Annotated in this window: 26 protein-coding genes; 10 read left to right on the plus strand and 16 right to left on the minus strand. The window is 68.1% G+C overall.

Going from position 1 to position 25,376, the window contains the following annotated elements; genetic code table 11:
* Positions 1-42: 42 nt before the first annotated feature.
* The 3 genes from QZV81_RS03140 to QZV81_RS03150 all read right to left on the minus strand — a co-directional run bounded on the left by QZV81_RS03140 (position 43) and on the right by QZV81_RS03150 (position 3,576).
* The gene (locus QZV81_RS03140) at positions 43-993 is read right to left on the minus strand and encodes an ABC transporter permease (RefSeq protein ID WP_292832364.1); all 951 of its coding nucleotides are present in this window, start codon (positions 991-993) and stop codon (positions 43-45) included.
* Positions 990-2,501, minus strand: a complete 1,512-nt coding sequence (locus QZV81_RS03145; RefSeq protein ID WP_292832366.1) for an ABC transporter substrate-binding protein — start codon at positions 2,499-2,501, stop codon at positions 990-992. Before QZV81_RS03145 ends, QZV81_RS03140 begins: the two co-directional genes overlap by 4 nt.
* 133 nt (positions 2,502-2,634) lie before the next feature.
* On the minus strand, positions 2,635-3,576 hold the full coding sequence (locus tag QZV81_RS03150) for an alpha/beta hydrolase (protein WP_292832368.1): 942 nt from the start codon (positions 3,574-3,576) through the stop codon (positions 2,635-2,637).
* A 56-nt stretch (positions 3,577-3,632) separates the two neighbouring features.
* Between QZV81_RS03150 and QZV81_RS03155 the strand changes: the two genes are divergently transcribed.
* Positions 3,633-4,109 carry a carboxymuconolactone decarboxylase family protein gene (locus QZV81_RS03155; RefSeq protein WP_292832371.1) on the plus strand — a complete coding sequence of 159 codons (477 nt, stop codon included), beginning with the start codon at positions 3,633-3,635 and terminating at the stop codon, positions 4,107-4,109.
* Positions 4,106-4,816: a tyrosine-protein phosphatase gene (locus QZV81_RS03160; protein ID WP_292832374.1), complete on the plus strand. Its 711-nt coding sequence runs from the start codon at positions 4,106-4,108 to the stop codon at positions 4,814-4,816. The genes QZV81_RS03155 and QZV81_RS03160 overlap by 4 nt, the downstream gene beginning before the upstream one ends.
* A 29-nt stretch (positions 4,817-4,845) precedes the next feature.
* Here QZV81_RS03160 and QZV81_RS03165 read toward each other — a convergent pair whose 3' ends face one another.
* The 4 genes from QZV81_RS03165 to QZV81_RS03180 form a co-directional block, all read right to left on the minus strand.
* On the minus strand, positions 4,846-5,286 hold the full coding sequence (locus QZV81_RS03165) for a Fe-S oxidoreductase (protein WP_292832376.1): 441 nt from the start codon (positions 5,284-5,286) through the stop codon (positions 4,846-4,848).
* The gene (locus QZV81_RS03170) at positions 5,283-6,092 is read right to left on the minus strand and encodes an arginase family protein (protein ID WP_292832380.1); all 810 of its coding nucleotides are present in this window, start codon (positions 6,090-6,092) and stop codon (positions 5,283-5,285) included. The genes QZV81_RS03165 and QZV81_RS03170 overlap by 4 nt, the downstream gene beginning before the upstream one ends.
* A gap of 80 nt (positions 6,093-6,172) precedes the next feature.
* Positions 6,173-6,910 (minus strand): PspA/IM30 family protein, encoded by a 738-nt coding sequence (locus QZV81_RS03175; RefSeq protein ID WP_292832383.1) that lies wholly within the window; start codon positions 6,908-6,910, stop codon positions 6,173-6,175.
* 71 nt (positions 6,911-6,981) lie between these two features.
* Positions 6,982-9,000: a TPM domain-containing protein gene (locus QZV81_RS03180; protein WP_292832386.1), complete on the minus strand. Its 2,019-nt coding sequence runs from the start codon at positions 8,998-9,000 to the stop codon at positions 6,982-6,984.
* Positions 9,001-9,179: 179 nt separating this feature from the next.
* Here QZV81_RS03180 and QZV81_RS03185 point away from each other — a divergent pair, with 179 nt between their 5' ends.
* Positions 9,180-10,049, plus strand: a complete 870-nt coding sequence (locus QZV81_RS03185; RefSeq protein WP_292832454.1) for a DUF3097 domain-containing protein — start codon at positions 9,180-9,182, stop codon at positions 10,047-10,049.
* A gap of 9 nt (positions 10,050-10,058) precedes the next feature.
* Complete coding sequence (gene trmB, locus QZV81_RS03190) at positions 10,059-10,808, plus strand: tRNA (guanosine(46)-N7)-methyltransferase TrmB (RefSeq protein ID WP_292832389.1); 750 nt, start codon at positions 10,059-10,061, stop codon at positions 10,806-10,808.
* 25 nt (positions 10,809-10,833) lie between these two features.
* Here trmB and QZV81_RS03195 read toward each other — a convergent pair whose 3' ends face one another.
* Positions 10,834-11,181, minus strand: a complete 348-nt coding sequence (locus QZV81_RS03195) for a gamma-glutamylcyclotransferase family protein (RefSeq protein WP_292832392.1) — start codon at positions 11,179-11,181, stop codon at positions 10,834-10,836.
* A 27-nt stretch (positions 11,182-11,208) separates the two neighbouring features.
* Complete coding sequence (locus QZV81_RS03200) at positions 11,209-12,480, minus strand: DUF445 family protein (RefSeq protein WP_292832395.1); 1,272 nt, start codon at positions 12,478-12,480, stop codon at positions 11,209-11,211.
* Between the two features lie 63 nt (positions 12,481-12,543).
* Between QZV81_RS03200 and QZV81_RS03205 the strand changes: the two genes are divergently transcribed.
* Positions 12,544-12,816 (plus strand): metal-sensitive transcriptional regulator, encoded by a 273-nt coding sequence (locus QZV81_RS03205; protein WP_292832398.1) that lies wholly within the window; start codon positions 12,544-12,546, stop codon positions 12,814-12,816.
* A 45-nt stretch (positions 12,817-12,861) separates the two neighbouring features.
* On the opposite strand, the gene QZV81_RS03210 is transcribed toward QZV81_RS03205, so the two are convergent.
* The 3 genes from QZV81_RS03210 to QZV81_RS03220 are packed head-to-tail and all read right to left on the minus strand — an operon-like array spanning position 12,862 to position 16,086.
* A complete protein-coding gene (locus QZV81_RS03210; protein WP_292832401.1) occupies positions 12,862-14,022 on the minus strand; it encodes an acyl-CoA dehydrogenase family protein in 1,161 nt (386 codons plus the stop codon).
* Between the two features lie 59 nt (positions 14,023-14,081).
* A complete protein-coding gene (locus QZV81_RS03215) occupies positions 14,082-14,837 on the minus strand; it encodes an alpha/beta hydrolase (protein WP_292832404.1) in 756 nt (251 codons plus the stop codon).
* A gap of 25 nt (positions 14,838-14,862) precedes the next feature.
* Entirely contained in the window at positions 14,863-16,086 is a 1,224-nt protein-coding gene (locus QZV81_RS03220; protein WP_292832407.1) for an MFS transporter, read from the minus strand.
* 366 nt (positions 16,087-16,452) lie between these two features.
* Between QZV81_RS03220 and nrdH the strand changes: the two genes are divergently transcribed.
* The 5 genes from nrdH to QZV81_RS03245 all read left to right on the plus strand — a co-directional run bounded on the left by nrdH (position 16,453) and on the right by QZV81_RS03245 (position 20,861).
* Entirely contained in the window at positions 16,453-16,686 is a 234-nt protein-coding gene (gene nrdH / locus QZV81_RS03225; protein WP_292832410.1) for a glutaredoxin-like protein NrdH, read from the plus strand.
* Positions 16,687-16,713: 27 nt separating this feature from the next.
* The gene (gene nrdI / locus QZV81_RS03230) at positions 16,714-17,145 is read left to right on the plus strand and encodes a class Ib ribonucleoside-diphosphate reductase assembly flavoprotein NrdI (protein ID WP_292832413.1); all 432 of its coding nucleotides are present in this window, start codon (positions 16,714-16,716) and stop codon (positions 17,143-17,145) included.
* A complete protein-coding gene (nrdE, locus tag QZV81_RS03235; protein WP_292832416.1) occupies positions 17,127-19,283 on the plus strand; it encodes a class 1b ribonucleoside-diphosphate reductase subunit alpha in 2,157 nt (718 codons plus the stop codon). The genes nrdI and nrdE overlap by 19 nt, the downstream gene beginning before the upstream one ends.
* 48 nt (positions 19,284-19,331) lie before the next feature.
* Positions 19,332-20,309, plus strand: a complete 978-nt coding sequence (nrdF, locus tag QZV81_RS03240) for a class 1b ribonucleoside-diphosphate reductase subunit beta (RefSeq protein WP_292832420.1) — start codon at positions 19,332-19,334, stop codon at positions 20,307-20,309.
* Between the two features lie 126 nt (positions 20,310-20,435).
* A complete protein-coding gene (locus QZV81_RS03245; protein ID WP_292832423.1) occupies positions 20,436-20,861 on the plus strand; it encodes a helix-turn-helix domain-containing protein in 426 nt (141 codons plus the stop codon).
* 37 nt (positions 20,862-20,898) lie between these two features.
* On the opposite strand, the gene QZV81_RS03250 is transcribed toward QZV81_RS03245, so the two are convergent.
* The 4 genes from QZV81_RS03250 to QZV81_RS03265 are packed head-to-tail and all read right to left on the minus strand — an operon-like array spanning position 20,899 to position 25,211.
* On the minus strand, positions 20,899-22,014 hold the full coding sequence (locus QZV81_RS03250; RefSeq protein ID WP_292832426.1) for a methyltransferase: 1,116 nt from the start codon (positions 22,012-22,014) through the stop codon (positions 20,899-20,901).
* Positions 22,011-23,315, minus strand: a complete 1,305-nt coding sequence (locus QZV81_RS03255) for a DUF4921 family protein (protein ID WP_292832429.1) — start codon at positions 23,313-23,315, stop codon at positions 22,011-22,013. Before QZV81_RS03255 ends, QZV81_RS03250 begins: the two co-directional genes overlap by 4 nt.
* Before the next feature lie 20 nt (positions 23,316-23,335).
* Positions 23,336-24,226: an NYN domain-containing protein gene (locus tag QZV81_RS03260; protein WP_292832432.1), complete on the minus strand. Its 891-nt coding sequence runs from the start codon at positions 24,224-24,226 to the stop codon at positions 23,336-23,338.
* Position 24,227: 1 nt separating this feature from the next.
* Positions 24,228-25,211 carry a Gfo/Idh/MocA family oxidoreductase gene (locus QZV81_RS03265; RefSeq protein ID WP_292832435.1) on the minus strand — a complete coding sequence of 328 codons (984 nt, stop codon included), beginning with the start codon at positions 25,209-25,211 and terminating at the stop codon, positions 24,228-24,230.
* Positions 25,212-25,376 lie beyond the last annotated feature (165 nt).

Here is a 25,376-nt window from a genome sequence, read left to right on the forward strand (position 1 = left end):
CGGGCCGGGTGTCGCCACCCGGCGCCGGAACTGGTCGAGGCGTCACTCCGTCTCCCGCTGCCGCGGGTCGATGACCCGGTGGATGAGGTCGACGAGAAAGCCGACGACGAGTACGAACCCCGTCAGCACGAGGAGCTCACCCTGCACTTTGGGCAGGTCTCGGCTGCCGACGTCGGCGACCAGCATCCGCCCGACACCGGGCAGACCGAACAGCTGCTCGATCACGACCGCCCCCACGATGATGCCGGCGACCTGCAGCCCCAGCACCGTGATGATCGACAGGCCGACCGTGGGCAGTCCGTGGCGTACGAGGGCCTGATTGCGTGTGAGTCCCTTCGCCGCTGCCGTGCGGACGAAGTCCTGCCCGACCGCCTGGAGCGTGGCTGAACGCACGAAGCGCAGCAGCATCGCGCCCTCGACGACGCCGATCGTGATGGCCGGCAGGAGAAGCGAGCGCACGGCGAGACCGGGATTCGACCAGCCATCGCGTGGGAAGCCCTGCGCGGGCAGCCAGCCGAGCCAGACCGCGAACACGAGGACGAGCATCATGCCGGCCCACACGACCGGCACGGCGGCGAGCGTCTGTGCTCCGACGCTGAGCACCGTACCGTCGGGGCGGCCGCGGCGCATCGCGGACAGGACTCCGAAAGGCAGGGCGATCAGCAGAGCGACCGTGAGCGACATGACCCCGAGCGGAATCGTCACCTGCGCCTTCTGCGCGAGCTCGGCTGACACGGGCGCTCCCGTGAGCAGCGACGTGCCCAGGTCTCCGCGCAGCACCCCGCCGATCCAGTCGGCGTACTGCGTCGGCAGCGGCGCGCCGAGACCGAGGCGGTCCCTGATGGCCGCGACCTGTTCGGGCGTGGAATTGATCCCGGCGATGAGCTGTGCCACATCGCCGGGAAGAATCCGCAGGGTGAGGAAGATCAGCGCACTGGCGACCAGCAGGCCCAGCAGCAGCAGGGCCAGTCGTGTCAGTGCGTAGCGGATCACCCCGCGCTCTTGACCAACTCAGTCAGGTTCAGGCGCTCGTTCGTGTTGACGGTCGGCACCCCGGTGACTCCGGAGGCGATCGCGACGACGGAGGCGCCGTTGTACAGCCAGTCGGCGGCCATGTCTTCGGACACGATCTTCGCCGCCTTCTGAAGAAGCTCGGCGGCGACTGCCTCGTCGGTGGCCGACAGCGAGTCGGAGAACAGCTGCTGCACCTCGGCATTGTCGTAGGTGAAGTAGTACTCCGGGTTCGCCCAGTTCTCGAAGTCGCGCGCTTCGGTGTGCAGCACGAAGCTCAGGTCGTAGTCTCTGTTGATGTAGACATCCTGGAGCCACGCCGAGAACTCGACGGCATCGACCTTCAGAGTGATGCCCACATCGTTCAGGTTCGAGACGAGGATCTGCGACACGGTCGTGCCGTAGAAGGACGGGATGGTGAGCGTGAGGGTGAGGTCCTCGGCGCCCGCTTCGGCCAGCAGCTTCTCGGCGGCGCTCGGGTCGAATGGTGCCACGGACTCGAGGTCCGCGTAGCCCGGGTCCAGTTCGGGGATCGGACCGTACTGGGTCTGGCCCGCAGCGAGCGCTTCGACGATCGCGTTCTTGTCGATCGCCTGGCGGATCGCCTGGCGCACGCGGATGTCGTCCAGCGGCGCCTTCGCCGAGTTCATCGCGAGCGTGCCCTTGTCGGTGGACTTGCCGAGGGTGACGGCGAAATCGCCGCCGGCCTCGATCTGGCTGGTGAGGTTCGCGTCGAAACCGGTGAGCACGTCCAGTTCGCCCGCCAGTGCGCCGTTGAGCGCCGCCTGCGTGTCCGGGATGTAGTCGAAGACCACCTCGGCCACCTGCGCCTGATCGCCCCAGTAGGCGTCGTTGCGCGCGAAGGTGATCGAATCGCCCTGCTTCCATTCCGTCAGCGCGTAGGGGCCCGTGCCGTTGGCGGCCGTCTTCCGGTCGATCGTGTCGTCCTTCTTGAACACGAGGCCTGCGCGGCCGGTGAGGTTCCACAGGAGGGTCGAGTCCGGCTCACTCAGGGTCACCGTGATCGTCTGGCCGTCGGCGGCGATCGTGCTCACGCGCGCGAGGCGTGCCGAGTCGCGGTAGGTGTCGGTGTCCTTGACCTGCTGCAGCGACCAGACGACGTCTTCGGGGGTGAGCTGTTCGCCGTTGTGGAAGGTGACGCCCTCGCGCAGGGTGAAGGTGTAGGTCAGACCGTCGGCCGAGACGTCGTAGTCGCTCGCCAGGGCGGGAATGACCTCCTGATCGGCCGTCCGCGAGACGAGTCCCTGGTACACGTTGTCGATCAGGATCTGATCCAGCGCCGCACCCGCGGTCTCACGGATGTCGAGGTTCCCCGGCTCGGCGACGAGCCGGATCACCACGGACGCATCAGGATCGGCTGTTCCGCTCGTGCTGGAGGCTGTGGGATCCGTGCCGCCCGCGCAGGCGGTCAGCACGAGGGCGCCGGCCGCGAGCAGCGCGGCCGCGGCGAGGGTGGTTCGGCGAAGCATGAGGGGGGTCCTTTCGCAGGGAGCAGGAGTGCGCCGTAGCTGGAGCGGCACACTCTGCGGACTCGGGTGCGCGTATCAGCCTAGGCTCCGCGCGCGATGCCGTGTGCATCCGTGTCATCATCCGTGTACGGGATCACGCCCGTGAGACGACGGCCGCCACGATCTCGGCGAGCTCGGCGGGAGCTTCCTCCTGGACGTTGTGGCCCGAGGAAACCGCGATGGTCACCGCATCCGGCCGGTATGCACGGTAGTCGGTGACATCCTGTTCCGTCAGGAATCCGCGCTCGCCGTGCACCAGGGTGATCGGTGCGCGGACAGCGGCGAGGTCATCCCAGCCGGATGCCGTCAGTACGCTCCGCAGCGCATCCTGACCGCTGAGAGCGGCCTGTGCGGCCACCGGATCCGCCGCCATCGCAGCGGCGAGGTGCGCGAAGTGGTGCTTCCATTCGACGCGGCCGTCGGGGCGCACGCGCGAGTTCAGGAAGACCCCGCGGGTCGCAGCTTCCGGCGTGCCGCCGAGACCGAACTGCATGGCCCGCTCGACGAGCTCCTCCCGGCTCGCCCAATCGGTCGGGCCGGCGAAGAAGGCCGCGATCTGGCTGGCGCCCGCGTTCGGATCTATGCCGGGCGAGATGTCGACGACGACGAGCTCACGCACGAGGTCGGGGTGGGAGGCCGCCAGCGCCGCCGCCGTCAGCCCGCCGAGCGATTGCCCGACCAGCACCTGCGGCGTCTCGCACCACTTTTCGAGGGCTCCCACGATGTCCTCCGCGAGCGGCCGGCCGGCGTAGGCGGCGTCCGTGCGCCAGGACGAATCGCCGTGGCCGGGGAGATCGAGCGCGAGGGCCGGCAGCCCCAGCGCGATCGCGGTCGTGTCCCATGTGTGGGCGTTCAGCCCGGCGCCGTGGAGGAAGGTCACCACCGGCGGAGGGAAATCAGAGCTCAGCGCATCACCGTACTGCAGAGCGCTGACGGTGCGTCCGTCCGGAAGCTCATGAGTGAGGCGGCGGACCGGCGGGATGCGGTCCGTGCCGATGTCACGCGCCTGGTCGGGAAGGAACTGAAACTCGTTCATCCGGCTATTGTGGCCCATCCCGCAGCGGGGCGGGAACCCGGCCGTAGGCTGATGTAATGACCCAGGAACGTCGCGTGCATCTCTCCCGCTCGGCTCGTCCCGCGTATGACGCGCTCGAAGCGTTCTCGCAGACGGTCGCCACCCTCGCGGCCGACGCGGGGATCGACGCACGACTCAGGGAGATCGCGTTGATCCACGCATCGCAGCTGAACGGATGTGCGTACTGCGTGCGCGTGCACGCAGATCGCGCCGTCGCCGCCGGGATTGCCGCGGATGAGATCGCGCAGATCGCCGTGTGGCGGGAGTCGGGGGTCTTCAGTGCGCGGGAGAGGGCGGCGCTCGAGCTGGCCGAGTCGTACGTCTTCATCCATGAGCAGGGCATTCCCGACGAGGTCTACGATCGCGTCGGCGGCATCCTGACCGAGCAGGAGTATGTCGCGCTCAGCTGGCTGCTGGTTTCGATCAACGCGTTCAATCGGGTCACCATCGCCGGCAGGTACCCGGTTCCGCGGCGGCACGGGTCCACGGCGTGAGCGTTCCGGGAACGCTCAATTTCCGCGACATCGGGGGGTTGCCCGCCGGCGCGTCCGTCACCCGCGACGGCGTCCTCTTCCGCTCGGGGAACCTCGCCCGGCTCGAGGCGGACGGTCGCGACGCGCTGACGGCTCTGGGTCTGCGCCGCATCGTGGACCTGCGCGAGGACGACGAGCTGATTCGCGACCCGAGCCGGATCGACGGGCTCGAGATCGATACGGTGCGGGCGCCGCTCTTCCTCGGATCCGCAGCATCGTTCTTCGCCCATGACGTGTCGCTCGCCGATATGTACCGGGGGCTCGTCGAGGGTGCGGCCGATCGCATCGTCGACGTGGTGCGCGCGGTCCTGGTCGATCAGCCCGTGCTCGTGCACTGCACGGTCGGCAAGGATCGAACGGGTGTGACGGTCGCCCTCATCCTCGCCGCGGTCGGCGTCGATGAAGAGGCGGTCATCGCCGACTATGCGCTGACCGAGACCCTGCTCCCTGCCGAACGCAACGAGAGCGTCGTGTCGTTCCTTCGACGACTGCATCCGGACGCCGTCCACCTCGAGGATCTCGCCACACGATCACCGGCGCCGGTGATGCGGGGGATGCTCGCCGACCTGAGCGATCGGTACGGTGCACCCGTCGAGTATCTGCGCGCTCATGGTCTCAGTGATGCCGAGATCGTCGAGCTGCGACGGGTGCTCCTGCGGGTCCCCTGAGACATCGTGATCAGCGAGTTGACCTCGGATCACCGGATGTAGTTGCCGTCCTCCAGGCCCGCCAGGATCTCGAACCGATTCGTCAACGGATTGCGCCCGGCGAGCAGGTAGAGGATCGGCATCAGGAACCCGTAGCGACGCCACTGGCGTGCATGGACCGCTTCGTGCCGCAGCACGGCGTCGCTGACCTGGGCGTCGCCGGTGAGAAAGCAGCCGCCCACGCAGACGCCGCCGCGACCGAACGTCCAGTTCGGCATGCCGGCGAAGACCCAGAGCCCCGCACGGCGCTCGACGCGGCCGGTCGACCACAGTGACCCCCAAACCCAGCCGACCGATGTGCCCCACCAGCAGCCGACGCGGCTGAAGGAGGAGTCCAGCAGGAAGGCGGGGATGAGGGCATCCACCCTCGCGCCACGCACGACCGCACGCTGCGCACGTTCCCGCCAGCCGGTGGGGGGCGTGACGCTCACTTGAGCGCGCCCAGAACGCGGAGGATCGTGCCGAGGTCGTCGATGGCCGCGGCGGGAGAGGAGGGCGCGAATCCCGCGATCGATGCACCCGCCAATCGGGCTTCGCCGCGGACCGCGGCGATCGCGGCGGTGAGCTGCTCGAGAGACAAGCCGAAAGGCACCGGGAGCGCGAGTCCATCGAGGACCGCGGGATCGAGCACATCCAGGTCCACGTGGATGTAGATCGACGCGGCGCCCGTTGCGGCCACGGCCGCGACGAGCGGGGCCGGGTCGGCGAGTTCTGGGATGGTCAGTGCGCGCAGGCCCGATCCGCTGATGAACTCCCATTCCGCGTCGTCGAACTCGCGGGCGCCCGCGAGGATGACACGACTCTGCGTCACTCCGCCGGACGGCAGATCGATGGGCTCGAAGGTCGCGCGCAGCGCCATGCCGGCCACGGCGCCGGAGGGGCTGGACTCCGGCGAATGGAGGTCGGCGTGCGCGTCGAACCAGATCACCGCGAGATCATCGTGATGCAGCGCGGCGTGTGCGATCGCCGGGATGGCGATCCCGCAGTCACCGCCGACGACGACGGCCGGCTCGTCCGAGCCGGCGAGGGTGTGCGTGACGGTCTCGGCGACGCGGTGCACCGCGCTGAACCGGCGGATGTCGGTCCCGAGCGGTTCGCCCGCCTCGATCGGCACCTTGACCCGAGTCGTCGCTGCTCGCGGCAGGTCTCCGGCGATCGCTTCGGCGCCGTCGATCAAGTGCATGGCTCGCGCGGAGGGGGAGCCCTGCCACTGGGGAACCACAAGGTAACGCGTCACGGGTCCATCCTCTCGCGCGGCGGGCGTCCGCCGTCGTCGCGGCGCCGGTTCGGCGATCCCGGCGCCGCGCATCGCCGGCCTTACTGCTCGATCGCCGCCGAGCTCACTCCGCCGGCCTTCAGAGCGGCCAGGCGCGCCTCGACCTCGGTGAGTTCGCCGACATCCTCGAGTGACGAGAACTGCGCATCGAGGCTCGACGCCGCGATCTCGGCCTTGCCGGCGGCAAGGGCTTCCTGGCGGCGGACCTTGTCCTCGAAACGCCCGAGTTCGCTCGTGGGGTCGAGCACGTCGATCGACTTGACTGCGTCGTGGACCTTGTTCTGCGCCTCGGCCGACTTCGCGCGAGCCAGCAGCTCGGAGCGCTTCGCCCGGAGCTCCTCGAGCTTGCCCTTCATGCCGTTGAGGCCGTCCTTGAGCTTGTCGACGACCTCGGTCTGCGCGGCGATCGAGGGCGCGAGCGCGCGGGCCTCGTTCTCCTCGCTGATCTGTCGCTGCAGCGCGATCTTGGCGAGGTTGTCGAACTTGTCCGCGTCGACCGTGTGGCCGGCGACCCGCAGCTCGTCGGCCTTCTTGCTGGCGGCGAGGGCCTTGCTGCCCCATTCGGTGGCGGCCTTGACGTCTTCCTCGTGATCACGTTCGAGGAGCCGGAGGTTGCCGATCGTCTCGGCGATGGCCGACTCCGCATCCGCGATGTTGTTGGTATAGTCGCGCACGAGCTGGTCGAGCATCTTCTGCGGGTCCTCCGCGGAATCGAGCATGCCGTTGATGTTCGCCTTCATGAGCGTCGAGATGCGACCGAAAATGGACTGCTTTGCCATCGGTGTTCCTTTTCTTTCGAGTGGATGGGAGTGTCCGGCGGATGCCGGCATCGGAGGCGGGCTGCCGGTGATCAGAAGCGTCCTCCTCCGCGGCGACCGCGCGTGCCGCCTCCGCCGAAGCTGCCGGGGCCAGGGCTGCGACCGCCGCCGCCGCCTCCGCCCCCGAATATGCTGCCGCCGCCTCCTCCGAACATGCCGCCCGAGCTGCGACCGCCGCCGCCGAGCAGCGAGTTGATGAGGATTCCGCCGAGCACGGCGTTCATCATGCTGCCGCCACTGCCACTGTTGCCACCCGATCCGCCGCCCTGGAAGGCGCCGACGTCGTTCTGCGCGTACTGGATGGCTTGTGCTGCGAGGTCGTTCGCCCGCTGCGCGTGCGTCAGGGCCTGCGCGGGGTCGCTCTGCTGCAGCTGGCGGGCCTGGATGAGCGACGTTTCCGCTTCGGCCAGCCGGGTGCGGGCCCGGGCGCCGATCGCGCCACGGCGAGAAGTGATGAAATCCTCCGCGGACGAGACCTGACCCTGCGCCTGAGTGAGGAGCATGCCGAGCTGCTGAGTCGCGCGCTCCGCTTTCTGCCGGCTGTCGCGGACACCGTCGAGCAGAGCGTCGATCTGCTCGTTCGCGCGGGTGAGGCCCTCCAGCGCGTGCAGCGGCCGTCGCGCCGTTCCGGCGAGCAGAGCGCGGCCTGCGTCGACCTGCTGACGCGTTGCCGCGATCACGGGGGCGAGCCGTCCGTCGGGATCGGGGAGTGCGCCGGCCGAGGCGAGATCGGTGTCGATGTCGGCGAGCAGGCGGGCCGCGTCCTGATCGCCCTGCGCGAGATCGGCACCGAGCTTGTCGACGGCATCCTGGAGTCGCTTCGCCTCGGCGATCGCGTCTTCGGCGGCACGGATGCCGACCGCGGCGCGCGCGCCGTCGCCGGCGCCGATGGCCGACTGGGCTGCGCGCAGCTGCTCGTCGGCGAAGCTCAGCAGCTGCGCCGCTTGGTCGGGGTTGTCGGCGACCGTGGCGAGCGCTTCGGGCGCGTAGCTCTGCGCAAGAGCCGTCAGGCGGGGGCCGACGCCGTCGTGCGCATCGGCGACTGTGGCGTGCAGCGCCTGGACGCGACCGAGCGCCTCAGGCGCGTTCTGCTCGAGCTTGCGCAGCTCATCGAATGCCTCCGCCTTCTCATCGAGCTCGTGGTTGGCGTGCGCGCACAGTTCGAGGATCTGGGCGTTCCACTGGCGCGCTGCGTCCTCGGAGTCGGGGACGTCGTCGTCGAGCTGCTGACGGAGGGCGAACGCCCGGCTCAGGTCCTCTTTCGCGTGTGCGATGGCCGTGTGGAACTCGGCCGCCGCCTCGGCGCCGAACTGCGCCTCGGCGAACCCGAGTTCCTGTTCGCTGGTCCTGACCGCGTCGTCGGTGTCGACGAGGGCCGAAGCAGCGCGCCGCGCGAGATCGGCGGGTGACAGCTGGCTGAGCTCGTCGGGCGCTGACACGGCGCCGGCGCGCACGGGGATCGTCGCCTTTCGGCGCGAGCGGACCACGAGCCACACGACGAGCGCGGCGAGCGCCACGAGTACGAGGATCAGCAGAGCGGGCAGGAAGGAGCTTCCCGATTCTGTCCCTCCGATCCCGCCGCCGACCGCGCTCTCGAGTCCATCGGCGGCCGCTGTCGCTGCTCCCGCCCAGTTCTCTTCGCGCAGCTCGGGCAGGATCTGCTGCTGCTCGATCGCGGACAGCCGGTCGGAACTGACCGGGCCGGCGGTGTCGCCCGAGAGATAGAACTGACGGCCGCCGGTGGCGATCGCGAGCAGATACTGCGTAGGGCCGAGCCCGTTGCTGCGCGCTGTCTGGTTGGCCCACTCCTCCGGATCGCTCGGATTGGTGAACTGGTCCACATACACGACCCAGAGGTCGATGCCGGAGGAGGCAGCCGCGCTCAGGCGCTCCTGAACCGACGCCTCCTGCGCCGCAGTCAGGGCGTCGGACTGATCCAGCACTCGCGAACTCGCCAAGGCGACCGGGTCCGCCGCGATCGCTGATGCCGCGCCCCCGCCCAAGACGATCGCGGCGGCTGCGACCACTGCGAGAGGCCAGTGCGCACGCATGGCGGTCCTTTCCTCCACGGGGACACCGGAACCCTCCCCGGGACCACCCTATTCGCCGTCGTGCAGGAGTAGAAGTCCTCGGCGCGCACGCCGATCTCGCGCGCAGGATCGATCCGAGACGCCGAGTCGCTCCCGCCGTCTCGGCGCCAGACGGGCTAGGTTGACGGATCGGGGGAGTGATGGAAGACAGGTACGGCGGAGACGTGCTGGCTCGCGGGTGGCGCGACGCCGGGCGGCGCACGGTGCCGGAGATCCCCGCCGAGCGGCAGCTCGTCGTCGAAGTGGCGGCAGACGGATTCTGCGGCGCGATCACGCGTGTGGACTCCGGCGCCGTCGAGCTCGAGGACCGACTCGGTCGACGACGCCTCTTTCCGCTCGGAGGGGGGTTCCTCATCGACGGAAGGGCGGTCGTCCTGGTCGTCCCGAGGTCCGCCGCCTCCACCCCGCCGGCGGCGCGGACGGCATCCGGGTCGTTCGCCGTCCCGGAGGCACGCGCGCGGGTCGCCCGAGGCTCGCGGATCCTCGTCGAGGGGCGCCACGATGCCGAGCTGGTCGAGAAGGTGTGGGGCGACGATCTGCGGGAAGAGGGCGTCGTCGTCGAGTACCTCCGGGGTGTCGATCTCCTGGCCGCGGCCCTCGATGACGAGCCGCCCGGACCGGACCGCCGCTACGGGGTGCTGGTCGACCATCTCGTCGTCGGATCGAAGGAATCGCGGATCGCGCAGGAAGTCGCGCGCGGACCGCACGCGGACTACGTGCGTGTCGTCGGGCATCCCCACATCGATGTCTGGCAGTGCGTCAACCCGCAGGCGCTCGGTATCGCGGCCTGGCCCGACGTGCCCCGGGGAATCGAGTGGAAGGCCGGCGTGAGTCGCGCGCTCGGCTGGCCGGCGCGCGATCACGCCGACCTGGCGCGCACCTGGCAGCGCATTCTCCGCTCGGTCCGCAGCTACCGTGATCTCGACCCGGCGCTCCTCGGCCGCGTCGAGGAGCTGATCGATTTCGTCACGCAGGAGGGGTCCGGCGGCTCCGCGGGTGCATTCCGATAGCCTGGACGGATGCCGCTTCCGGACGTTCCCGAACCACCGATCGGGCCGCGGTTCCGCAGCGATCCCGTCTCGTTCGTGCGGCGCAGCGGACGCATGACCGACGGGCAGGAGCGGGCGTGGGAGGAGCTCGCCCCCTTCTACGTCATCCCGGTTGAACGAGACGAGGCGGTCACCAGCATCCGCCCCGGTACCGCCATCTCGCCCGAGGCCGTTTTCGGGAGGCCGGCGCCGCTGATCGTCGAGATCGGATCCGGGCAGGGCCATGCGATCGTGCACGCGGCGGGCACTCATCCGGATGCCGATTTCCTCGCCGTCGAGGTCTTCGTCGCCGGCCTCGCGCGCACGATGCGCGACGCCGATCGCGCCGATGTCCGCAACCTCCGGCTCGTGGAAGGCAATGCCCCCGAGGTGCTGCAGCACCTGCTCCCGGCGGAATCCGTCGATGAGCTGTGGATCTTCTTCCCCGACCCGTGGCACAAGTCCAAGCACACCAAGCGCCGGCTGATCGCGCCGCCGTTCCCCTCGCTCGCGGCGCGCGTGCTGCGCGATGGCGGCCTGCTCCGGCTGGCGACGGACTGGGAGGACTACGCCCTCCAGATGCGTCAGGTGCTGGACGCGGCGGACGACCTCGTGCCGGTGTTCGGCGGCGAATGGGCCGAGCGATTCGACGGTCGCACGATGACGGCATTCGAACGCAAGGGGCTCGCTCAGGGACGCCAGATCCGCGATCTCACCTACCGGCGCTCGCCCCGACGCTGACAGGGGGGTTCGCGGGTCAGGACACTCAGCCGACGTAGACCCACGCCGACCGGCCGCTGCCGAGCGTGACACGTTCGCGATGGTACAAGGGCACCTCGTACTCGTCGGCTGCTTCGATCTCCGCAAACGTGACGTGCAGGACCTTGCCGAGGACCTTGTCGACGGCATTGCCCGTGTGCCGGATCATGGGGTGAACGGAGAGTCCCGAAACATCCACGATCCGGTGATCGGTGATCTCGGTGTAGTCGGTCGTGTACCCGGGGAGCGTGTCGCCCTCGCCCGCGACGATGTGCCCGAACGTGTCGAGCTGCACCTCGGCGAACTGCAATGTGCCGTAGGTGAACAACAGCTGATCGACCGATCCACCGCTCACCCCTCCAGGCTACCCGCGCGGCCCGTCTCAGCCCAGCAGCGCTTGCGCGATCGCGAAGATCGCGAGCCCCGCGAGTGCACCCACGACCGTGCCGTTCAGGCGAATGTACTGGAGGTCGCGGCCCACCATCAGCTCGATCTTCTCGGTGGTCTCGGCGGGATCCCACTTCTCGACGGTGTCGGTGATGATCGACGCGATGTCGTGCCGGTAGCGGTCGACCAGGAACACCGAGGCGTCGCCGATGCGGTCATCGACGCGCCGCTGGAGGGCGGCGTCGCTCGCCAATCGCGAGCCCACCTCAGCGAGCGCGGCGGTGACGCGCCGCCGCAGGGGGCTCTCCGGGTCGTCGAGCGAGCGCAGAAGCCCCGCTTTCGCGGTGTTCCAGGCTTCGGTCGCAAGCGCCTGGACCCGCGGACTGTCGAACACGGCGCTCTTGGACTCCTCCAGGCGCGCGATCGTGGTGGGATCCTGCTGGAGGTTCTCGGCGAGTCGCGCGAGGTATCCGTCGATCGCGATCCGCGCGGGGTGGTGCGGATCGGCTTGGACGGACGACGCGAATTTGATCGCCTCGTTGTAGACCGTGTCGTCGACGAGCCGCATCGCCACCGAGGGAACCCAGGAGGGCAGTCGGCGTGAGACCAGGCCGCTGAACGAGTCGCGGTTGGCCCGCAGCCACGTCGCGATCGAGTCGATCCCGAGGTCGACGGCGCCCCGGTGGGCATCGGCCTCGACGACCCGCTCCAGCCATCCGCCCAAGGTCGGCGACCAGGAGGGGCCGACCAGATGCTCGCGCGCGAGGTCGGCGATGAGGTCCTGCACCTCGTCATCACTGAGTGCGGTCAGTATGCCTCCTGCGATCGTGGAGGCTTCCCGCGCCACGGTCTCGGCGTGTGCGGGATCACGCAGCCATTCGCCGGCCGTCGCGGCGATGGCGGTCGATTCGAGTTTCGCGCGCACGACCGATCCCTCCAGGAAGTTCGTCTCCACGAACTCGCCGAGAGTGCTTCCGATCTCGTCTTTGCGGCGCGGGATGATCGCGGTGTGCGGAATCGGGATCCCGAGCGGATGCCGGAAGAGCGCCGTCACGGCGAACCAGTCCGCGAGGGCACCGACCATGCCGCCTTCCGCTGCGGCCCGGACGTACGACATCCACGGATACTGCTCCTGCATCAGGAAGGCGATGACGAACACCACCGCCATGACGATCAGTCCGCCGAGCGCAACGGTCTTCATGACGCGGAGCGCACGGCGACGCTCCTGATCGGCGGGGCTGAGGAGATCGGTCGGCGTGCGGGGCATCTGGCTATGGTGTCACGCGCGCCGCGCCTCTGCGCGCGGACTCTCGGCGCGTAGTCTGACTGCGTGATCGAGGACATCAAGAAGCGCGCACTGCACCGCACCAGCATCTTGGAGGGTCAGGTGAGGGGGCTCGCGAAGATGATCGAAAGCGAGGACTACTGCATGGACATCATCGCGCAGTCGCGTGCGATCCAGAAGGCCCTCGCGTCCCTCGACAAGCTCCTCATCGAGAACCACCTGCGCACGCATGTCGCACAGATGTTCGCCGACGGCGGTGACGAGCGCGAACAGGCCGTCGCCGAACTGCTGAAAGCATACGACCTCGAGACCCGCTGACCTCGAGCCGAGGTCGTCGGTCTCGGTGGCCTGCCTCCCCTTCCTTCAGGAGCTGATCGGTCCGAGCCAGGCGGTGGCGACGGTGGAGTGCGCCGACTCGGGGTCGGACGGGTGGAACATTCCGGCCAGCACATCGCGGTACAGGCGGCTGAGTTCATTGTGCGTGAAATACGACGATCCGCCGGCGACGAGCATGGCCTCGTCGACGATCCGCTTCGCCGCGTCGACGGCCCGATGCTTGAGGCCGGAGAGCTTCGCGAACCACTGGGCGCCGTGATCGGCCTGCGCGTCGATGTCGCGCGCGAGCGCGTCGATCTGGGGGAGCAGCCCGTCATAGGCGAGAGCCATGCCGGCGATGCGCCAGCGGATGTCCGGGTCATCGCTGTAGGGCTTGCCCGTCTTCTTCGACGTGCGGCGCTTCGCCGACTCGACCGCGAGATCGAGAGCGCGGCGGGCGACACCGGTGTAGACCGACGCGAGCAGCACCTCGAAGACGCTGAAGATCCCGAAGACGAGCGGGTCGGGGTTCGGTCCCGGGGTGACCCGCCGAACGACGCGCTCCGGCGGGGCGACGGCGCCGTGCAGCTCGGTTGTGCGGGATTGCGTGCCGCGCATCCCCATCGTGTCCCAGTCGTCGCGCGTGCGCACGGCATCCGTCCGCGGCACGAACGCGTACACGAGCCGCGGCGCGTCGGGATCGGTCGTATCGAGCCCGTGCAAGCCCAGCTGCGTCCACACCGGGCCGAGCGAGGTGAAGATCTTGGTGCCGGTGAAGCTGTACGAGCCGTCTGGCTGCGGGACGGCATCGGTGTCGCTTCCGAAGAGCACGAGGTCGTTGCCGGCCTCGCTGATCCCGAACCCGAACACTTCGCCCGCGACGGCTCCCTCCTGCACGAACCGCAGGTCATCGACGCCGCGATCCTGCAGCACTTTCGCCACCCCGGTCCAGATGAGGTGCATGTTGATCGCCAAGGCGGTCGCCGGGGCCGCGGATGCGAGTCGCTGCTGCAGGACGGCGGCTTCCGCCAGGCTCAGCCCGCCGCCGCTGAGTGCGGTGGGCACGAGGATCGCGAGGTAGCCGGCATCCCTGAGTTCGGCGAGGTCCTCCTCGGGGAATCGGTTGTCGGCATCGACCGCGGCGGCGCGAGTGCGGATGCGCTCCAGGAGGTCGTCGGGGAGGAGGACGGCGGGGTCGAAGGTGCTCACGCCTCCATCCTGCCCCCGTGGGAGCTGCGCGAGGCAGGACGAAGAGCCGGGGTGTCCGCTCAGCCGAGCGCTTCCCACAGCTGGCGCAGGGTGTCTTCTGGTTTGTCCCGGTGCGGGGAATGGCCCGCCCCCGCCACGACGGACATCGTGATGATCGGGTTGCGGAGCACGTCCTCGGCCAGCGGGCCGCGGAAGATCGAGTAGACCTTCGGGTCGCTCGCGATGATGTGGGTCGGCACTGTCAGCCGTGACGCCGAGGTGCGCACATCCCACGGTGTGTTCTGAATGCGTGTCTGCTCGACGGCCCAGCGACTGGCCTGCCGGGCCGACAGCGCCTTGAGCTCGATGTCCTGTGGATGCCAGTCGGGGTGCTCGGCCCGCACGGTGTCCTCGGAGGGATCGGCGAAGGAGCGATCCTGGCTGTTGCGCACGACCTGACGGTCGCGGTCGCCGAGGTGGATGGCCGGGTCGATCAGCACCAGACGACGCGTCCACGCCGGGACGTCCGCGCTGGCGAGCGTCGCCGCCGCGGCCCCGAGCGAGTGCCCGATCACGAGGTCCCACGGGTCGCCGTCGGGCGCACCTGTGTGGGCGACGTCGGCGGCGTAGGCGGCGATCGAGTAGTCGAGCACGCGCGGCGCGAGGCCGTGGCCACGGAGGTCGACCGCCTGCGCCTGCCAACCGGCGTCGGCCAGTGCGACGCCGAACCGCCACATGAGGGCGCCGTTCGAGCCCAGCCCGTGGATGAGCAGCGCGTGCCGCGTCGCATGCGGGGAGCCCCAGGAGAGCGCCGGGAGGGTCACGGGTGCGCGCATGCATCCAGCGTACGAGGCGGAAGGCTCAGGTGATGACGTCCACGGGGGTGGTGTCGGGGATGGGGCTCACGTCGCGGCCGCGCAGGTCGGGGAAGCCGCGGACGAACACCGCCGAGACGATGAGGCCGATGACCGCGAAGCCGGCGGCCGCCCCATATGCCCCCGCTGGGCCGACGCCGTCGATCAGGAAGCCGGCGATCGCCGAACCCAGGGCGGCACCGATGAGCTGGCCCGTGCCGATCCATCCATAGGCCTCGGCGGTGTCGCTGAACTTGACGCTCGCCGAGGTCATCGCGAACATCATCGCCAGAGCCGGCGCGATGCCCACACCGGCGACGAGCAGGCACGCCGAGACCCACCATCCGGTCGTGTCGGTGATGTCGACGACGGCGAACAGCGTCGCCACGAGACCGACCGAGACCGCGCCGAAGCGTCGGGCCATGGACCACGGGCTGATCGGGACGTGCCCGAACGCGAGTCCACCGGCGAGGCTCCCGATCGAGAAGACGGCCAGGACCAGACCCGCCTCCAATCCGCCGTGGCCGAAGGTTGCCACGACGCCCGCTTCCACGGCGGCGCATGCGCCGATCAGGAGGAACCCGGTCACCGTCGCGAGCAGCACGACAGGGCTTTGCAGGACCTTCCCGAATGCGCGTCGACTGCGCGGGATGCGCACGCGACCGACCTCGGGCGAGAGGATGAACCACGCGCCGCCGCCGACGAGGATCGCCACGATGAGCAGAAGTCCCGGAACCGTGCCGGCCTGCGTCGCGACGATCGTGATGACGACGGGCGCGAGGATCCAGATGATCTCCTGCAGACTCGCATCGAGCGAGAAGAGGGGCGTCAGCTGGTGCGAGTTGACGAGCTTGGGATAGATCGTCCGGACGGCGGATTGCACCGGCGGCGTCGACAGCCCCGCGATCAGGCCGAGGATCATGTAGCCGGTGACCTGCATCGGCACGAGCGCGAGGATCGCGATGGCGGCGGCGCAGACGGCGGTCGTGAGGGTCAGCACGCGCCGGATGCCCCAGATGCCCATCCAGCGGCTCGTCACCGGGCCGCTGGTCGCCTGTCCGATCGATGCCGCCGCCAGCACGATGCCGGCGGCGCCGTAGGAGCCGGTCATCTGCTCGACGTGCAGCAGGATCGCCAGGCTCGTCATGCCGTTGGGGAATCGCGCCGTCAGCTGCGCCGCGATGATGCGCGCGACGCCCGGCGTGCGCAACAGTTCCCGGTATCCCGCCACCCCTCCACGCTACCGGTGGTGTGGATGCCGCCGACACGCCGAAGACAGTTTCCACAGGGGAATCCGTGTCGGTGGCCCGGCGTAGCGTCCGGTCTGTGGATGAATGCTGGGGTCGCGCGGGAAATGCGCACGATCCAGGGATTTTCCGACTGCTCAGAAAGGACCTCTCCTGTGGATGAAACGGTGGACAACATGTGTTGTACCTGTTGACAGTGGTGCAAAACTACACGGATGTAACTACTACCCCTTGTGGTGCTTTCCAATGTCGATACCCATATGTAGTATTGGACTCCCGGTGGGGGCCTGCCGGATACCGGCACCTCACGGGCACGACTCGCGGGATGATTTCAGGGGAGAACAGAGAACATGGCGATCACGGTTTACACGAAGCCCTCATGCGTGCAGTGCAACGCGACGTACCGCGCGCTCGACTCGAAGGGCATCGAGTACGACGTCCTCGATCTGTCGGAGGATCCGGCTGCGCTCGCGCACGTCAAGTCCCTCGGGTACCTTCAGGCGCCCGTCGTCGTCACCGACGAGGGGCACTGGTCGGGCTTCCGCCCCGACAAGATCGACGAACTCGCCAGCCGTCTGGCCTGACCTTCGCTGACTGGCACGGGTGAGGACATGCTGACAGCCACCGACGCTCCGCTGCTGGTCTACTTCTCGAGCGTTTCGGGCAATACGGCGCGCTTCGTCGAGAAGCTGGGTCTTCCCGCCGTCCGTATCCCGTTGCTCCCATCCGAACCAGCCGCGGTGGTCGACGAGCCTTACGTGCTCGTCACCCCCACCTACGGCGGGGGGCAGGGGCGCGGACAGGAGAAGGGCGCCGTCCCCAAGCAGGTCATCCGCTTCCTCAACGACGAGGGCAACCGGAAGAACCTGCGCGGAGTCATCTCGGCGGGCAACACCAATTTCGGCGCGGCGTACTGCCTCGCCGGCGACATCATCAGCCGCAAGTGCACCGTGCCGCACTTGTATCGGCTCGAACTCTTCGGCACGCCTGACGACGTCGATCGTGTGACCGACGGATTGGAACGATGGTGGAAGCTGCACTGACCGAGACGACGTTCAAGACGAACGCGCGCTTCGAGGGGATGGATTACCACTCCCTCAATGCGATGCTCAACCTCTACGGCGCCGACGGCAAGATCCAGTTCGACGCCGACAAGCGCGCCGCTCGCGAGTACTTCCTGCAGCACGTGAACCAGAACACGGTCTTCTTCCACTCGCTCAAGGAGCGGCTGGACTACCTCGTGGAGAAGGAGTACTACGAGGGTGCCGTCCTCGAGCAGTACCCGTTCGAGTTCATCCAGAGCCTCAGCGACCGCGCCTACGCGGCGAGGTTCCGGTTCGAGACATTCCTCGGTGCGTTCAAGTACTACACGAGCTACACGCTGAAGACCTTCGACGGAAAGCGTTATCTCGAGCGATTCGAAGATCGTGTCGTGATGACGGCTCTGGGACTCGCCAGCGGTGACCAGCGGCTCGCCGAGATGCTGGTCGACGAGATCATCTCGGGACGCTTCCAGCCGGCGACGCCGACTTTCCTCAACACCGGAAAGGCCCAGCGCGGAGAACTCGTCTCCTGCTTCCTCCTGCGCATCGAAGACAACATGGAGTCGATCTCCCGCGGCATCAACTCCGCCCTGCAGCTCAGCAAGCGCGGAGGCGGCGTGGCGCTGCTGCTGACGAACATTCGCGAATCCGGTGCGCCGATCAAGCAGATCGAGAACCAGTCCTCGGGGATCATCCCCGTCATGAAGCTCCTCGAAGACAGCTTCAGCTACGCCAACCAGCTCGGTGCACGCCAGGGCGCGGGCGCGGTGTACCTGAGCGCGCACCACCCCGATATCATGAAGTTCCTCGACACCAAGCGTGAGAACGCCGACGAGAAGATCCGCATCAAGACGCTGTCGCTCGGCGTCGTCGTGCCGGACATCACGTTCGAGCTCGCGAAGAACGATGAGGACATGTACCTCTTCTCGCCCTACGACGTCGAGAAGGTCTACGGTCTGCCGTTCGGCGACATCTCGGTGACCGAGAAGTACCGCGAGATGGTCGATGACGCCCGGATCAAGAAGACGAAGATCAACGCCCGCGAATTCTTCCAGACGCTCGCCGAGATCCAGTTCGAGTCCGGCTACCCGTACATCATGTTCGAGGACACCGTGAACAGGGCCAACCCCATCAAGGGCCGGATCAACATGTCCAATCTCTGCTCGGAGATCCTCCAGGTCAACACCCCGACGACCTACAACGAGGACCTCTCCTACGCCGACATCGGCAAGGACATCTCCTGCAACCTGGGATCGATGAACATCGCCCTGGCGATGGACGGCCGCGATCTCGCCGGAACGGTGGAGACCAGCATCCGGGCGCTGACCGCGGTCAGCGATCAGAGCCACATCCGGTCGGTGCGTTCGATCGAGGACGGCAACGACCGGTCGCACGCGATCGGCCTGGGTCAGATGAACCTGCACGGGTACCTCGCGCGTGAGCACGTTCACTATGGCTCCGAGGAGGGGCTGGATTTCACGAACATCTACTTCTACACGGTGCTGTTCCACGCGCTGCGCGCGTCGAACACCATCGCGATCGAGCGTGGCGCCGCTTTCGACGGTTTCGCCGACTCGACGTACGCGTCGGGGACGTTCTTCGACAAGTACACCGACGCCGCATGGGAGCCGCAGACCGAGAAGGTCAAGGAGCTGTTCACCGGCATCCACATCCCCACGCAGGACGATTGGCGCGCGCTCAAGGCATCCGTACAGGAACACGGCATCTACAACCAGAACCTGCAAGCAGTGCCTCCGACGGGTTCGATCTCGTACATCAACAACTCGACCAGTTCGATCCATCCGATCGCGTCGAAGATCGAGATCCGCAAGGAAGGCAAGATCGGTCGCGTCTACTACCCGGCCCCCTTCATGACGAACGAGAACCTCGAGTACTACCAGGACGCCTACGAGGTCGGCTACGAGAAGGTCATCGACACGTATGCTGCCGCGACGCAGCACGTCGACCAGGGCCTGTCGCTGACGCTGTTCTTCAAGGACACCGCGACCACGCGCGACATCAACAAGGCGCAGATCTACGCATGGCGCAAGGGCATCAAGACGATCTACTACATCCGCCTGCGGCAGATGGCGCTCGAGGGAACCGACATTTCCGAGTGTGTGAGCTGCATGCTCTGAGCCGCGTTCCCCCGCGCCTCGCTCAACGACCTGAATCTAGGAACTGATATGACTCCCGAACGGCTCAAGCTCGTCGACCACGTCCAGGCGATCAACTGGAATCGCATCCAGGACGACAAGGATCTCGAGGTGTGGAATCGCCTTGTGAACAACTTCTGGCTCCCCGAGAAGGTGCCGGTGAGCAACGACATCCAGTCGTGGAACACGCTCTCTCCCGAAGAGCAGACGCTCACGATGCGCGTGTTCACCGGGCTGACGCTGCTCGACACGATCCAGGGAACCGTCGGTGCCGTCTCGCTGATCCCCGATGCGATCACGCCGCACGAGGAGGCCGTCTACACGAACATCGCGTTCATGGAGTCGGTGCACGCGAAGAGCTACTCGTCGATCTTCTCGACGCTGTGCTCGACGCCGGAGATCGATGACGCGTTCCGCTGGTCGGTCGAGAACCCGAATCTGCAGAAGAAGGCGCAGATCGTCACGGACTACTACCGCGGCGACGACCCTCTCAAGCGCAAAGTGGCCTCGACGCTGCTGGAGTCGTTCCTGTTCTACTCGGGCTTCTACCTGCCGCTGTACTGGTCGTCGAAGGCGAAGCTGACGAACACGGCCGACATCATCCGCCTCATCATCCGCGACGAGGCCGTACACGGCTACTACATCGGCTACAAGTTCCAGAAGGGCATGGAAAAGCTCACTTCCGAGGAACGGGACGAGATCAAGGACTACACCTATTCGCTGCTGTACGAGCTGTACGACAATGAGGTGCAGTACACCCAGGACCTCTACGACGGTGTCGGTCTGACCGAGGACGTCAAGAAGTTCCTGCACTACAACGCGAACAAGGCCCTGATGAATCTTGGTTTCGAGGCACTGTTTCCGGCCGCGGTCACCGACGTGAATCCGGCGATCCTGTCGGCACTCTCGCCGAACGCCGATGAGAACCACGACTTCTTCTCGGGGTCCGGCTCGTCGTACGTCATCGGCAAGGCCGTCGCGACGGAAGACGAGGACTGGGACTTCTGAGTGATCGGTTTTCTTCCACCGTCCCATGGCACGCTGTCGCAGCGGCCGATGAGCGTCGGCCCGCCGTGAGAACTCTGCCCTCGGCCTTCGGCCACGGGGTGCCCGGCGCCTTCTAGACTCTGTCTCGTGGCAGAGAATTCCGCATCCGCTGACGCACCGCGCTTCAGCCCGGTGATCGCGCTGCTCGCGGTCTCGGCGATGTGGGAGGGGCAGCTCTCGGCGGTACTGAAGGATCTCGGCATTTCGACGCGCAAGTTCGCGCTGCTCGGTCACATCTACGCCGAGCCGGGCATCTCGTTCTCGGAGCTGGCGCGTCGCTCGCACATCACGGTGCAGTCCGCGCACACCGCCGTCCGCGCGCTCGTCGACGACGGCCTGGTCGAAGACGCGACATCTCACGCCGGAGCGGCGAGCGACCTCAGTGTGACGCGCCACGGCGAGCGGGTGCTGCGCGATGCTCGCGACCGGTTGGCGCAATTGGATGGTGCGCTGTCGGAGCACCTGCCCCAGGTTGCGCAGTCACTCGACGGCATCCGTGCGGGGATCGTGTGATCACCCCTCCGGTGCAGCGACCGTTGAAGATGCGCGGTCAGCGACGGGTTGAGACCGTGACCGTGAACTTGGCGTCACGAGCGACCTGGCGGGTGCGGCCGACGCTGCGCTCCAGCACCGCTCGGTAGCGGAGTGCGGAGTTCCACACGCACCAGAGCTCTCCGCCGGACCGGAGCACACGAGCGGCGTCGGCGAACATGCGCGGTGCGATCTGATCGGTGACAGCCGCGCCGCTGTGGAACGGAGGATTGAGTGCGATGAATGACGCCGAGCCGTCGCGGCGTGTGGCGAGTGAATCGTCCCGGCGCACGACGACTCGGGACTCGAGCCCGTTGGCGCGCACGGTGGCTGCCGTGGAGGCGATCGCCGCCGCCGACTGATCCACCGCGACGACGTGAGCTTCCGGATGAGCGAGTCCCAGGTGTGCCGCGACGACGCCCGTGCCGCATGCCAGGTCGATCCAGGGGTCTTCCGCCGTCCCGCCGGGCAGGTTCTCGGGCAGGTGCTGCAGCAGGAGCCGCGTGCCGATGTCGAGGCGAGCCCCGGCGAAGGCGCCGCCGTACGCGCAGATCGTCAGTCCGTCGACCCTCTGTGCGGCCGGTATCGGATCGCGGCCGTCGCGCGGCTCGCGCGCGATGAGGACGCGGGATTTCTGCCGGGCGCGCGTGACGTCGATCGTCGAGAAGAACCCGGCCAGCACGTCGTTCATCGTCCGCGTCATGTGCTTGAGCCGTCCTCCGGCGAAGACGACGACTCCCGGTGCCGCGTGCGCGGCGATGAGCCCCGCGATGTCGTCGAGGGCATCCAATGAGCGCGGCAACCGCAGGAGCACCACCTCCGCGCCGCGGACGAGCTCGGCGGCGAGCGGCAAGGAGCGGAAGCCGCCGTAGCCGAGATCGGCCGCGTTCGCGGCGAGTGCACGCTCTGCGGTCAGCGCATCCTGATGCACGCGCACGCCACGCGCGCCGTCGTGCACGGCGGCGAGCGCGAGCGCGCCGTATCCGTCGCCGATCACGACCAGGCGCCCTTCGTCTGCAGCCGCGCGAGCGGCGGCCGACTCATCGAGCAGCAGCCGGTCGGCGGCATCGACCGCGACGAGCCCGGGTGCCTCGATATCGGGCCGACGGCGCAGCGCGCCGAACGGAAAGCTCACGCCGGATCCGCGATGTCGGCGTATCGCAGGCGCGCGTCGCCCGGGGTGCATTCGTCGCCGATGCGGATGCCGGGAGCGATCGCACCGGCCGTGCGCAGTTCGATCAGGCACGCCACCGTGCGGCGGCGCAATTCCCACGGGTCGATCGTGTTCACGTAGATCTTCGTGCCGCCTTCGAACCCCGCTGGGGTGGAGATGCGCCACTTCAGCACGACGCGCCAGGGCATGGGCCAGGGCGCGCCCGCCGGGCGATAATGCCATTCCTCGTTCGTGGGCACGTGCACGCCGGTGGCGGCATGGAGGGCATGGACCAGGTCGGAGACGGCGCGGATGCCGGCATCCGAGTGCTCCTGCGGCAGGTTCGCGGTCGACGTCGAGAACACTTCGAGGGTGGGGTAGCGGTGACCGACGCCGGCGAACGCGACGGCGCCCTCTGTCGCGGCCACGACGAGGCCTTCCTCGACAGCCAGATCGGCGATCTCGTGCTGGTACAGCCGATGGTCTGCCGACAGCAGGCGCAGCTCGTGATCGACCTGGGGACCGTGCTCGTCGATCGCGACGAGCTGTTTGTGCAGATGCTCGAACGAGGCGCCCGCCGGGCGCAGCCAGTTCTGGAACACGGCCACATAGGCCGCGGCAGGCTGCGCCGCCTGAAGCTCGGCCAGGCACTGCACGGTGAAGGCGATGTAGGCGGCGTGCTCATCGGGGGTGAGTGTGCCCGCCGACGCGAGCTGATCATCGGTGCGGGCGCCGTCGACGACGTGGCGTCGCGCGACGATCACATCGTGCGAACCGCCGAGGAGGTCGAGCGCTGCCTCCTCGATCGACGGCTGCTCGACGCCGCTGGCATGCGCGCGGATCGCTGCGAGCGTTTCGATGTGTCTGCGCCCCTCCGGGGTCGAGAGGTACTCCTGCGCCCATTCGAACAGAGCGGAGGGCTGGCGGAACCCGTGGTTCTCGCGCCAGTATTCCGCCGAGACGATCTCGAACAGGTTGCCGAAACGGCGGAACTCCGCCGTGGTGTCGCGCAGCGCTGCAGCGGGAACATGCCGGTGCAGCGTGAAGCCCGGGCCGACGAGGCGCGCCTTCTCGGGCGTCGTCTCGAGGTAGCGGTCCGCGCAGAACGCGCACAGGCGGCGGGCGTCTCCGGGTTGCAGCGCCCGCACGTCATCCCGCGGAGCCGCGAGCGGACGATTCGCCCGCCCGGGTACCGTCCACACACGGGTCCCCGTCAGCGGGCCGATCTGCTTGACCGTTCCGTCCGGAAGCCGCTGGATCGCCGGTCGCGCGCCCTCGTTCATCCCCTCACCCGGCCGCAGAATCAGCCTGTGGCGGCGTCGACGGGATGCAGTCGCACGCGCACGATGTTGGTCGACTCGTCGATGTCGGCCACCGTGGGATAGGCCTTGACGAAATCAGAGAACGATCGGTGCCCGAGCGCCTTCTCGCTGAAGGAGGGATCCATCCGCTTGAGGAGATTCTTCACGGTCGACAGGTGCAGCCACTCGTCGTCGGTGCGCACCTGTTCGAGCTTCAGGGCACGGCTGAGCAACTCGGATGCCGGGTCCTCGGCGGGCTTGCGGCGCCGAGACGGCGACGAGATCTCGGCATCCGCCCTCTTCTGCGCCGCCTGCGTCGCGGGGGGCGACACGACGCCCGGCAGGGAGTCGTAGGCGTCGAACTGGTCGCACGCAGCGGCGAGCGACTTCGCGGTCGAGCCGGCCACGCCGACGCCCACGACGATGCGGCCGAGCCGCTTGCAGCGCTGCGCGAGCGGCACGTAGTCGCTGTCGCCGGCGACGATCACGACGTGTGTGAGGTCGGGAAGGCGGAACATGTCCTCGACGGTGTCGACGGCCAGGCGGATGTCGGCGCCGTTCTTGGCGTAGGCGGCGGCGGGAAACAGCTGCACGAGGTCAACGGCGCGCGCCACGAGCTGCGAGCGGTAGAACGCGTTGACCGGCGACGACCAGTCCGCGTAGGCGCGGGTCAGCACGAGGGTGCCGAACGATGCGGCGTAGTCGATGATCGCTCCGACGTCGATCGTGGCGTCCTTGAGCCTCTGGGCGATCGTGGGTTCGTCCGGATCGGCGATGATCTTCTGGCGGTCACCGGCGTAGGCGTTGCGGCCGTGGACGCGGTCGTACCAGCTCATCACGATGTTGTCGAAGTCGAGATAGACCGCCACGCGGGGGTTCTGCGGATCAGGCATGTCAACGCTCCTGGGGGTAGACCACGCCCAGCTGGGCGCGGATGTCGTCGAGCGCGCGCATGATCGCGACGGACTCGCCGAAGGGCAGCAGGTCGCTGTCGGTACGTCCGGAGGCGACCAGTTCTTCCGCGGCGAGCGCCTGGAACTGCATACCGCGACCGGCTGTCTCCGAGGCGTACTTCTCGAGGAGGGTGCCGTCCGTCGAGGTCACCCGGAAGGACGCCGGCGTGTACCAGACCGCATCGATGTCAATCCTTGCGCGGGTTCCGATGACGTGGGCGACATTGGGTCCCGCGGCGCGGGAAGACGCGATCAGCGACGATACGCCGCCGCCGCTGTGGGTCGCGGCGATGACCGCTTCGGTGTCGGCGCCGGTTGGACCCACCGTGCCGACCGCGCGAATCCCGGCCATCGTGCCGAGGATGTCCCACGCGAACGAGACGGGGTAGATGCCGAGGTCGAGGAGGGCCCCGCCGCCCAGCTCGAGCGCGTTGAGGCGATGGGCCGGATCCGTCGGCAGGCTCTGGGTGTGGTCGGCGACGACGGCGCGCACGTCTCCCAGGACACCGCCGGCGATGATCTCGCGGACGCGGACCATATGAGGCAGATAGCGGGTCCACATGGCTTCCATCGCGAGCAGCCCCCGCGACTGCGCGAGCGCCTGGATCGCCGTGGCCTCTTCGGCATCCAGCGTCACGGCCTTCTCGATCAGGACGTGCCTGCCCGCCTCGAGGGCGAGCATCGCGTGCTCGTGGTGGCGGCTGTGCGGTGAGGCGATGTAGATGATGTCGACGTCGGGATCGTCGACCAGTGCCGCGTAAGAGCTGTGGGCGCGCCGGATACCGAACTCAGCGGCAAACGCCTCGGCTGACTCTCGGCGACGGGAACCCACGGCGGTGAGATTCAGGCCTGCGATGCGCAGATCATTCGCGAAAGCGTGCGCGATGCCGCCCGTCGCGAGGATCCCCCAGCGCAGTCCAGTCATGCCTTGAGCCTATCGGCGCGAGGCCTCGCCACAGGTGTGCACGGTACTCCGGGCCGTCGAACCGGGCCCGGGACGCCCGCGGCGGCGCGGTCATGCGGAGAACGGTACGCGGCCGCTGCGGACCGGCGACGCGCCGCGTAGGCTCGAACGGTGACCGAAGACGCA

Source organism: Microbacterium sp. (assembly GCF_011620665.1).
GTDB lineage: Bacteria > Actinomycetota > Actinomycetes > Actinomycetales > Microbacteriaceae > Microbacterium.

Excerpts from the sequence above, each read along its gene's own strand:
- QZV81_RS03215 (WP_292832404.1), bottom strand. The coding sequence starts at position 14,837 with ATGCGCGCACCCGTGACCCTCCCGGCGCTCTCCTGGGGCTCCCCGCAT.
- QZV81_RS03155 (WP_292832371.1), top strand. The coding sequence starts at position 3,633 with ATGACCCAGGAACGTCGCGTGCATCTCTCCCGCTCGGCTCGTCCCGCG.
- trmB (WP_292832389.1), top strand. The coding sequence starts at position 10,059 with ATGCCGCTTCCGGACGTTCCCGAACCACCGATCGGGCCGCGGTTCCGC.
- nrdI (WP_292832413.1), top strand. The coding sequence starts at position 16,714 with ATGCTGACAGCCACCGACGCTCCGCTGCTGGTCTACTTCTCGAGCGTT.
- QZV81_RS03180 (WP_292832386.1), bottom strand. The coding sequence starts at position 9,000 with ATGCGTGCGCACTGGCCTCTCGCAGTGGTCGCAGCCGCCGCGATCGTC.
- nrdH (WP_292832410.1), top strand. The coding sequence starts at position 16,453 with ATGGCGATCACGGTTTACACGAAGCCCTCATGCGTGCAGTGCAACGCG.
- QZV81_RS03185 (WP_292832454.1), top strand. The coding sequence starts at position 9,180 with ATGGAAGACAGGTACGGCGGAGACGTGCTGGCTCGCGGGTGGCGCGAC.
- QZV81_RS03200 (WP_292832395.1), bottom strand. The coding sequence starts at position 12,480 with ATGCCCCGCACGCCGACCGATCTCCTCAGCCCCGCCGATCAGGAGCGT.
- nrdF (WP_292832420.1), top strand. The coding sequence starts at position 19,332 with ATGACTCCCGAACGGCTCAAGCTCGTCGACCACGTCCAGGCGATCAAC.
- QZV81_RS03150 (WP_292832368.1), bottom strand. The coding sequence starts at position 3,576 with ATGAACGAGTTTCAGTTCCTTCCCGACCAGGCGCGTGACATCGGCACG.
- nrdE (WP_292832416.1), top strand. The coding sequence starts at position 17,127 with ATGGTGGAAGCTGCACTGACCGAGACGACGTTCAAGACGAACGCGCGC.
- QZV81_RS03145 (WP_292832366.1), bottom strand. The coding sequence starts at position 2,501 with ATGCTTCGCCGAACCACCCTCGCCGCGGCCGCGCTGCTCGCGGCCGGC.
- QZV81_RS03265 (WP_292832435.1), bottom strand. The coding sequence starts at position 25,211 with ATGACTGGACTGCGCTGGGGGATCCTCGCGACGGGCGGCATCGCGCAC.
- QZV81_RS03175 (WP_292832383.1), bottom strand. The coding sequence starts at position 6,910 with ATGGCAAAGCAGTCCATTTTCGGTCGCATCTCGACGCTCATGAAGGCG.
- QZV81_RS03255 (WP_292832429.1), bottom strand. The coding sequence starts at position 23,315 with ATGAACGAGGGCGCGCGACCGGCGATCCAGCGGCTTCCGGACGGAACG.
- QZV81_RS03260 (WP_292832432.1), bottom strand. The coding sequence starts at position 24,226 with ATGCCTGATCCGCAGAACCCCCGCGTGGCGGTCTATCTCGACTTCGAC.